The organism is Streptomyces sp. SKN60, from assembly GCF_026236535.1.
In the GTDB taxonomy this organism is placed as follows: domain Bacteria; phylum Actinomycetota; class Actinomycetes; order Streptomycetales; family Streptomycetaceae; genus Streptomyces.
In genome coordinates this window covers 1-8,008 of the sequence record NZ_JAHTMW010000044.1, presented here as the reverse complement: position 1 = coordinate 8,008, position 8,008 = coordinate 1, and the positions used below count along the sequence as shown (strand labels likewise).

7 protein-coding genes and 1 pseudogene are annotated in these 8,008 nt (G+C 71.0%); 5 read left to right on the top strand and 3 right to left on the bottom strand.

Features of this window, described 5'->3' with window-relative positions:
• Positions 1 to 121: 121 nt before the first annotated feature.
• The 3 genes from KV205_RS35780 to mmsB form a co-directional block, all read right to left on the bottom strand.
• Complete coding sequence (locus KV205_RS35780) at positions 122 to 1,294, bottom strand: CaiB/BaiF CoA-transferase family protein (protein WP_265869218.1); 1,173 nt, start codon at positions 1,292 to 1,294, stop codon at positions 122 to 124.
• Positions 1,295 to 1,297: 3 nt separating this feature from the next.
• Positions 1,298 to 2,791 (bottom strand): aldehyde dehydrogenase family protein, encoded by a 1,494-nt coding sequence (locus tag KV205_RS35775; RefSeq protein WP_265869217.1) that lies wholly within the window; start codon positions 2,789 to 2,791, stop codon positions 1,298 to 1,300.
• Positions 2,792 to 2,888: 97 nt separating this feature from the next.
• Positions 2,889 to 3,839: a 3-hydroxyisobutyrate dehydrogenase gene (gene mmsB / locus KV205_RS35770; protein ID WP_374214782.1), complete on the bottom strand. Its 951-nt coding sequence runs from the start codon at positions 3,837 to 3,839 to the stop codon at positions 2,889 to 2,891.
• A gap of 42 nt (positions 3,840 to 3,881) precedes the next feature.
• Here mmsB and KV205_RS35765 point away from each other — a divergent pair, with 42 nt between their 5' ends.
• The 5 genes and pseudogenes from KV205_RS35765 to KV205_RS35745 all read left to right on the top strand — a co-directional run.
• The gene (locus KV205_RS35765; protein ID WP_265869213.1) at positions 3,882 to 4,790 is read left to right on the top strand and encodes a LysR family transcriptional regulator; all 909 of its coding nucleotides are present in this window, start codon (positions 3,882 to 3,884) and stop codon (positions 4,788 to 4,790) included.
• 98 nt (positions 4,791 to 4,888) lie between these two features.
• Positions 4,889 to 6,034: an acyl-CoA dehydrogenase family protein gene (locus KV205_RS35760; protein WP_265869219.1), complete on the top strand. Its 1,146-nt coding sequence runs from the start codon at positions 4,889 to 4,891 to the stop codon at positions 6,032 to 6,034.
• The gene (locus tag KV205_RS35755) at positions 6,031 to 7,122 is read left to right on the top strand and encodes an enoyl-CoA hydratase/isomerase family protein (protein WP_265869212.1); all 1,092 of its coding nucleotides are present in this window, start codon (positions 6,031 to 6,033) and stop codon (positions 7,120 to 7,122) included. The genes KV205_RS35760 and KV205_RS35755 overlap by 4 nt, the downstream gene beginning before the upstream one ends.
• Positions 7,119 to 7,913 carry an enoyl-CoA hydratase gene (locus tag KV205_RS35750; protein WP_265869211.1) on the top strand — a complete coding sequence of 265 codons (795 nt, stop codon included), beginning with the start codon at positions 7,119 to 7,121 and terminating at the stop codon, positions 7,911 to 7,913. Before KV205_RS35755 ends, KV205_RS35750 begins: the two co-directional genes overlap by 4 nt.
• A gap of 13 nt (positions 7,914 to 7,926) precedes the next feature.
• Positions 7,927 to 8,008: pseudogene (locus tag KV205_RS35745) on the top strand (electron transfer flavoprotein subunit beta); the annotation flags it as partial.

The window sequence follows — 8,008 nt, the reverse complement described above, 5'->3', positions numbered from 1 at the left end:
CCCGGCTCGCCCAGCTGCTCGGCGGGATCCCAGTCCCGCAGCGCGTCCGGCCCGTAGACCGGCTCGATGGGCAGCCCCGATTCGGACTGACGTGGTGTCGCTGTCATGTGCGTTTCCTTCCTCAGGCGTCCAGGCCGTGCAGCCAGGTACGGACGCTCTCGTCGTGTTCGCCGAGCCGGGGCGGGGCGAGGTGCCGCGCCCGCCCGCCCTCGTCGAACCGGACGGCGGGGCCGGGGAGTTCGATGGTGCCCAGGGAGGGGTGGTCGACCTCGATGACCAGGCCCTGGGAGCGGGTCTGCGGGCAGTCGTAGACCTGGTCGAGGGTGCGGACCTCGCCGGCCGGCACCCCCGCGGCGTCGAGGAGGGCCAGCCAGTGGGCGGCCGGCCGTTCGAGCAGCGCCTTCTCGATGTCGGCGACGAGCTCGTCGCGGTGGGCCACGCGGCGTACGTTGCCGTCATAGCGGGGGTCGGCGGTGTCCAGGCCGAGGATCTCCGCGAACCTCACCCACTGGGCGTCGTTGGCGGCCGCCACCTGGATCGCACCGCCGTCGCAGCGGAACAGCCCGTACGGGGCGATGGCCACATGGTGGTTGCCGGCGGCCCGGCCCACCTCGCCGGCCACTGTGTACCGGGTGCCCTGGAATGCATGGACGCCGACGATCGAGGCGAGCAGCGAGGTACGGACGACCTTGCCGCGACCGGTGCGTTCGCGCTCGTACAGCGCGGACACCACCCCGTACGCGCCGTTCATTCCGGCGAGTACGTCCCCGATGGGCACCCCGACCTTCGACGGGCTGTCGGGGCCGGGCCCGGTGAGGCTCATCAGGCCGGCCTCGCCCTGGGCTATCTGGTCGTAGCCGGCGCGTCCGCCCTGCGGTCCGTCGTGACCGAAGCCGCTGATGGAGAGGATCACCAGGCGGGGGTTGAGCTCGTGCAGGTGGGCGGCGGAGAAGCCGAGCCGGTCCATCACGCCGGGCCGGAAGTTCTCCACCAGGACGTCGGAGTGCCGGATGAGGCGGATCAGCAGGTCGACGCCCTCGGGGGACTTCAGGTCGGCGGTCACCGACTCCTTGTTGCGGTTGCAGGACAGGAAGTACGTCGACTCGGGCGCTTCGTCGGGACCGACGAACGGGGGTCCCCAGCCGCGCGACTCGTCGCCGGTGCCCGGGGCCTCGACCTTGATGACCCTGGCCCCCATGTCGCCGAGCATCATGGCGGTCTGGGGCCCGGCCAGAGCGCGGGAGAGGTCGACGACAACCACACCCGTCAGAGGACCTGTCGTGGCGGTGGCCATGGCTCAGGGCTCCAGGTGGACGGAGACGTGCTTGCGCTGGGTGTAGCTGTCGAGCATGCCCTCCAGGGAGAACTCCCGCCCGATGCCGCTCTGCTTGAAGCCGCCGTACGACTGGCCGAGCACCTGGCCGCCGCCCTGGTTGACCTGGACCCAGCCGGCCTCCAGGGCGTGCGCGGTGCGCAGGGCGGCGCCGAGGTCGTGGGTCCAGACGTATCCGGCCAGGCCGTAGTGGGTGTCGTTGGCCATGCGGATCACGTCCGCCTCGTCCCGCCACGGGATGGCGCAGACCACCGGGCCGAAGATCTCCTCGGCGGCGATCCGCCAGGAGTTGTCGACGCCGGCGAAGACGGTGGGCCGGTGGTACCAGCCCTGGGCGAGGGGTCCTTCCGTGGGAGGCAGGCCACCGAGCGCGAGGTGGACGCCGGGCTGCGCGATCCCCTCGGCGATGTACTCGCCGACCCGGTCGAACTGGCGGGCGTTGACGATCGTGCCCAGGTCGCTGGCCTCGTCGAGGGGATCCCCGACGACCAGCTTGGACAGCCTGTCCACGAGCTTCCCGACGAAGGAGTCGAAGACCGACTCGTGGATGAACAGCCGGGATCCGGCGGTGCAGGACTGGCCCTGACGGAAGAACCGCATGCCGGCTATGGTGCCGTCCACCACCCAGTCCTCGTCCGCGTCGGGGAACACGATCTGCGGGCTCTTGCCGCCCAGTTCGAGCGACACGGGGACGATCCGCTCGGCGCCCTTCTCCATCACGCGGCGGCCCACGGCGGTGGAGCCGGTGAAGGAGAGCTTGGCGACCTTCGGGTGTGAGGTGAGGGCCTCGCCGGCCTCGGAGCCGTATCCGGTGATGACGTTCAGCACGCCCTTCGGCAGGAACTCCTGGCAGACCCGTGCGACGGCCAGCACCGCCAGCGGGGCGTCCTCGGCCAGTTTGAGGACCAGGGTGTTGCCGGTGACCAGGGCCGGGGCGATCTTCAGCGCGGAGAGCATGAGCGGGGCGTTCCAGGGCACGATGGCGCCGACGACGCCGAGCGGTTCGCGCCGTGAGTAGTCGAGGACCTGGGGGTTGAGCGGGATGCTCTCGCCCTTGGCCTCGCCGGCGACTCCGGCGAAGTAGCGGAAGGCGTCGACGACGAACTGCATCTCGCCGCGCGACTGGGTGCGGATCGCGTTGCCGTTCTCCAGCGAGAGCAGCCGGGCGATGCGCTCCTGCTCGGGCTCCAGGGCGTCGGCGATCCGGCGGAGGAGGTCGCCGCGGTCGCGGGGCCGCAGGTCCCGCCACCCGGGGAAGGCGCGGGAGGCGGCGTCCACGGCCCTGCGGACGTCCTCGGCTCCGCCGCGCGGGACCCGGCCGAGGACCGTCCGGTCGCGCGGGCTCTCGACGTCGATCCACCAGCCGTCCGCGGCCTCGGTCCACTCACCGGCGATCAGCATGAGCGTGTCACCGACGTGGTGCTCGGACAGGGGGATGGTGGTCTGCTGGGTGGTCATGGTGGTCCGGTCCTTCGGGGCGAGAGGTGCGAGAAGTGCGGCGGGGCAGGCGTACGCCGGGCGGGGGCGGGCGTACGCGAGAGGGGCGGCGGCCGGGTCAGTCCCGGCCGCGGATCTCGCGGATCACCGCGGACGCGTCGAGGTGGCCCTCGGCCGAGGCGAGAGCGGCGAACACCGCGTTCGCACGGCCCGAGACGGGCAGGTCGACCCCGGCCTCCTCGGCGGCGGTCAGTGCGAGCCGGAGGTCCTTGCTCATCAGGGCGGCGGCGAAGTTGGCGCGGTAGTCGTTGTCGGCGGCCGAGCCCTCGACGAGGCCGGGCCAGGGGCAGAAGTTGCGGAGCGCCCAGCTGTCGCCGGAGGAGGTGCTGACGATGTCGTAGAGGCTGCGGGCGTCCAGGCCGAGGCGTTCGGCGAGGACGAAGGCCTCGGCGACGGCCGTCATGGTGGTCCCGAACAGCATGTTGTTGCAGATCTTGGCGGCCTGGCCGGCGCCGGCGGAGCCGGTGTGGACGATGTTCGCCCCCATCGCCTCCAGATACGGGGCAGCGAGCGCGAAGGTGGCCGGGGTGCCGCCCACCATGAAGGTGAGCGTGCCCGCCTTGGCCTTGGCCACGCCGCCGGAGACCGGGGCGTCCACGACGGGCAGCCCGCGGTCGGTCAGCGCCGCGTGGACGGCGCGCGCGCTCTGGATGTCGATGGTCGACGAGTCGATCAGGAGAGTGCCGGGGGCGACGTGCGCGAGCACGCCGTCCTCGCCGAGGACCACCTCCTGCACGTGTCGCCCGGTCGGCAGCATCGTGATGACGACCTCGGCCTTCGCCACGGCGTCCGCGACGGAGCCGGCGATGGTGACCCCGGCCTCGCGGGCGGCCGTGACGGCGTCGGCCGAGAGATCGAAGCCGTACACGTCGTGCCCGGCGGCCACGAGGTTGGCGGCCATGGGGCCGCCCATGTTGCCGAGACCGATGAATCCGACGGTCGTCATCGCTACCTCCGGGAGTCGTGGAGTTCGTGTGGGGTGTTGGCGTCCAAGGTCGGACCTGCACACCTGCACGAGCAAGAGGCACTTCGGCACAGGTAGTGTGCAGATATGCACAGCTACGGAAGGGTCAACCTCGATGACCTGCGCTTTTTCCTGGCGCTTGCCCGCCATGGGCGCATGGTCGCGGCCGGCGAACGGCTCGGCGTCGAGCACACCACGGTCTCCCGCCGGGTGGCCGCCCTGGAGAAGGCCGTCGGCCACCGGCTCTTCGAGCGCACGCCGACGGGCTGGACCATGACCGGAGCAGGGCGACGGCTGCTGCCGCACGCGGAGCGGATCGAGGCGGAGGCGGTCCTCGCGTTCACCGACGCGGACGACGAGAGCAGACCGGTCTCGGGTCTCGTACGGCTCATCGCCACCGACGCGGCGGGTTCGCTGCTCGTCACGCCCGCGCTCGCGCCGCTGCACGCCCGGCACCCGGGCATCGACCTGGAACTGGTCACGACCAGCGCGCTGATCAGCCACCAGACAGGCCAGTTCGACGTGGCCGTCACGCTGCACCGGCCGGAACTGCCCAGGATGCACGCCAGACCGCTCGGCGCGTACGCCCTGCGGCTGTACGCGTCCCCCGGCTATCTGCGGGAGCGCACGCCCATCCGTACCCCCGACGACCTCGCTGAACACGAGATGGTCTGGTACATCGAATCCCTGCTCGACCTGCCTGAGCTGCGGGTCTTCCACCAGGTCTCCGAGACGGCCGCCTTCGCCTTCCGCAGCAGCAACGTCTTCGCCCAGCTGGAGGCGGTCGCCGCCGGGATGGGCGTCGGCCTGCTGCCGGCCTTCCTTGCCGAGGGCGACCCCCGGCTCGTCCCGGTCCTGGCGGCGGACATGGAGGTCACCCGCGCGTTCTGGATGATCGTGCCGTCCGCCCTGCTCAACGTGGAGCGCGTACGGATCGTGTGCGAGCACCTGGCGGAGTGGTTCGAGGAGCGGGCGGACGTGCTGCGCCCCCGCTGAATTGTTCCCTCTCTATCCGGAGGTACTGGGTTCTCCGCCGCGCACCCAGCATGAGCGCATGACTGGCACACCCATACCCCCCGGACGGTGACCCTGTGCTGACCACCAACCTCACCGACGACCAGCTGGCCATCGTCGAGACCACCCTGGACTTCGCGCAGGAACACCTCGCCCCGCAGGCCGACGCCTGGGACCAGCAGAAGCACTTCCCCGTCGACGTCCTGCGCAAGGCCGCCGAACTCGGACTCGGTGGTGTGTACGTGGGGGAGGAATGGGGCGGATCCGGCCTCACCCGCTCCGACGGCGTCCTCGTCTTCGAAGCGCTCGCCGTCGGCTGCCCCACCATCGCGGGCTACCTCTCCATCCACAACATGGTCGCCTGGATGATCGACCACTTCGGCGACGACACCCAGCGCGCCCGCTGGCTGCCCGGCCTGTGTTCCATGGACGCCCTCGGCAGCTACTGCCTCACCGAGCCCGGTGCCGGATCCGACGCCGCCGCACTACGCACCCGCGCCGAACGGCACGGCGACCACTACGTCCTGACGGGCGTGAAGCAGTTCATCTCCGGCGCTGGCGCCACCGATGTCTACATCGTCATGGCTCGCACCGGCGAGGACGGACCCCGCGGCATCACCGCCTTCGTCGTCGAGCGCGACGACGCAGGGCTGTCGTTCGGGCCGAACGAGAAGAAGATGGGCTGGAACGCCCAGCCCACCCGCCAGGTGATCCTGGACGGCGTCCGCATCCCCGCCGACCGCAGGATCGGCGGCGAGGGCGACGGGTTCCGCATCGCCATGAAGGGCCTCAACGGCGGCAGGCTCGGCATCGCCGCCTGCTCCCTCGGCGGTGCCCAGAGCGCCCTCGACCGCAGTCGCGCCTACCTCGTCGATCGTGAGGCGTTCGGCGCCCCGCTCATCGAGTCCTCCGCGCTCCAGTTCCGCCTCGCCGACATGGCCACCGAACTCGCGGCCGCCCGCGCCCTGGTCCGGCAGGCGGCCGGCGCCGTCGACCGAGAGGACCCCCAGGCCCCCCAGCTGTGCGCCATGGCAAAGAAGTTCGCCACCGACACCGGCTTCTCCGTCGCCGACCGCGCGCTCCAGCTGCACGGCGGATACGGCTACCTGAGCGAGTACGGCATCGAGAAGATCGTCCGTGACCTCCGGGTCCACCAGATCCTCGAAGGATCCAACGAGATCATGCGCCTCATCGTCGCCCGGGGTTTGATCGGAGCCGCCCGATGACCGGCGCCGCGTCCCCGGTGTCTCCCCGGATCACCGACGACTCTGTCCTCGTCGAAGTCAGGGGCCGCACCGGATACCTCATCCTCAACCGCCCCAAGGCCCTCAACGCCCTCAGCCACATCATGGCGCGCCGCATCGACGACGCGCTCACCGCATGGGAGACCGATCCCCGGATCGACACCGTGGTGATCAGCGGGGCCGGGGAGCGGGGGCTCTGCGCGGGCGGCGACATCCGCTCCATCCACGCCGACGCCCGCAGCGGCGGCATGGCCTCGGCGGACTTCTGGTACGACGAGTACCGGCTCAACGCCCGGATCGCCCGCTACCCCAAGCCGTACGTCGCCCTCATGGACGGCATAGTCATGGGCGGTGGCGTCGGGATCTCCGCCCACGGCAGTGTGCGCGTAGCCACCGAACGCTCCCGGATCGCCATGCCGGAGACCGGCATCGGCTTCGTCCCCGACGTCGGCGGCACCTACCTGCTCTCCCGCGCCCCCGGCGAGCTCGGCACCCACCTGGCACTCACCGGCGCCCCCGTCGGAGCGGCCGATGCGCAACTCTGCGGCCTGGTCGACCACTTCGTCCCGTCGCAGCGGCTCCCCGACCTCCTCGCGGCCCTCGGCTACACCCCCGCGAACGAAACCGTCGATCATTACGCCGCCGAGCCGCCGCCTGGCGAACTGCCCGAGCAGCGCGACTGGATCGACGCCTGCTACGCCGCCGACACAGTGGAGGAGATCGTCAGCAGACTCCTCGACACCGGCGTCGCCGCCGCCAAGGAGGCCGCCGGAACGATCCTCACCAAGTCGCCGACCGCGGTCAAGGTCACCCTCGCCGCCCTGCGAACCGCCCGCGAACTCGACTCCCTGGAAAAGGTCCTGGAGCAGGAGTACCGCATCGCCTGCGCCGCCCTCTCCTCCCCGGACCTGGTGGAGGGCATCCGCGCCCAGGTCATCGACAAGGACCGTGACCCCCACTGGTCCCCGAGCAGGCTCGCCGAGGTGACGGACGCCGACGTGGCGCGCTTCTTCGCGCCGCTGGGCCGCCGCGAGCTCTCCTTCGACGAAGAGACCGGAGCACAGTCATGACGGACACCGCCGCCGCAACGCCGTACGAGACCATCCTCGTCGAACGCAAGGGCAGGATCGCCCTGCTCACGCTCAACCGGCCCAAGGCGCTCAACGCCCTCAACCTCCAGATCATGGAGGAGGTCGTGGCCGCCACCGAGGCACTGGACCGCGACCCGGAGATCGGCTGCATCGTGCTCACCGGCTCCGCCAAGGCCTTCGCCGCCGGCGCCGACATCAAGGAGATGCAGCCCCAGGGCTACATGGACATGTACCTCAGCGACTGGTTCGGGGCGTGGGACCGGCTCGGGCAGGTCCGTACGCCGACCGTCGCGGCGGTTTCCGGGTACGCCCTGGGCGGTGGCTGCGAGCTCGCCATGCTCTGCGACATCCTGCTCGCCGCGGACACGGCCGTCTTCGGCCAGCCCGAGATCAAGCTCGGTGTGATCCCCGGCATCGGTGGATCCCAGCGACTCACGCGTGCCGTGGGCAAGGCGAAGGCCATGGACCTGTGCCTGACCGGCCGCACCATGGACGCGGCCGAGGCCGAACGCGCCGGCCTGGTCTCCCGCGTCGTCCCCGCCGACCAGCTGCTCACCGAGGCGCTCACGGTCGCTGAGACCGTAGCGGGCATGTCGAAGCCCGTCGCCATGATGGCCAAGGAAGCCGTCGACCGCGCCTTCGAGACGACCCTCGCCGAGGGGGTGCGGTTCGAACGTCGCCTGTTCCACGCGGTGTTCGCCACCGCCGACCAGAAGGAAGGCATGGCGGCCTTCGCGGAGAAGCGCCCTCCCACGTTCACGCATCGCTGAAAGGAACAGTGCTATGAAGATCGTTGTCTGTGTGAAGTACGTGCCGGACGCCACGGGCGACCGGAAGTTCGCGGACGACCTGACGGTCGACCGCG

Coding starts and splice junctions, on each gene's coding strand:
- KV205_RS35775 (WP_265869217.1), bottom strand. CDS start 2,791: ATGACCACCCAGCAGACCACCATCCCCCTGTCCGAGCACCACGTCGGT.
- KV205_RS35755 (WP_265869212.1), top strand. CDS start 6,031: ATGACCGGCGCCGCGTCCCCGGTGTCTCCCCGGATCACCGACGACTCT.
- KV205_RS35780 (WP_265869218.1), bottom strand. CDS start 1,294: ATGGCCACCGCCACGACAGGTCCTCTGACGGGTGTGGTTGTCGTCGAC.
- KV205_RS35750 (WP_265869211.1), top strand. CDS start 7,119: ATGACGGACACCGCCGCCGCAACGCCGTACGAGACCATCCTCGTCGAA.
- KV205_RS35765 (WP_265869213.1), top strand. CDS start 3,882: ATGCACAGCTACGGAAGGGTCAACCTCGATGACCTGCGCTTTTTCCTG.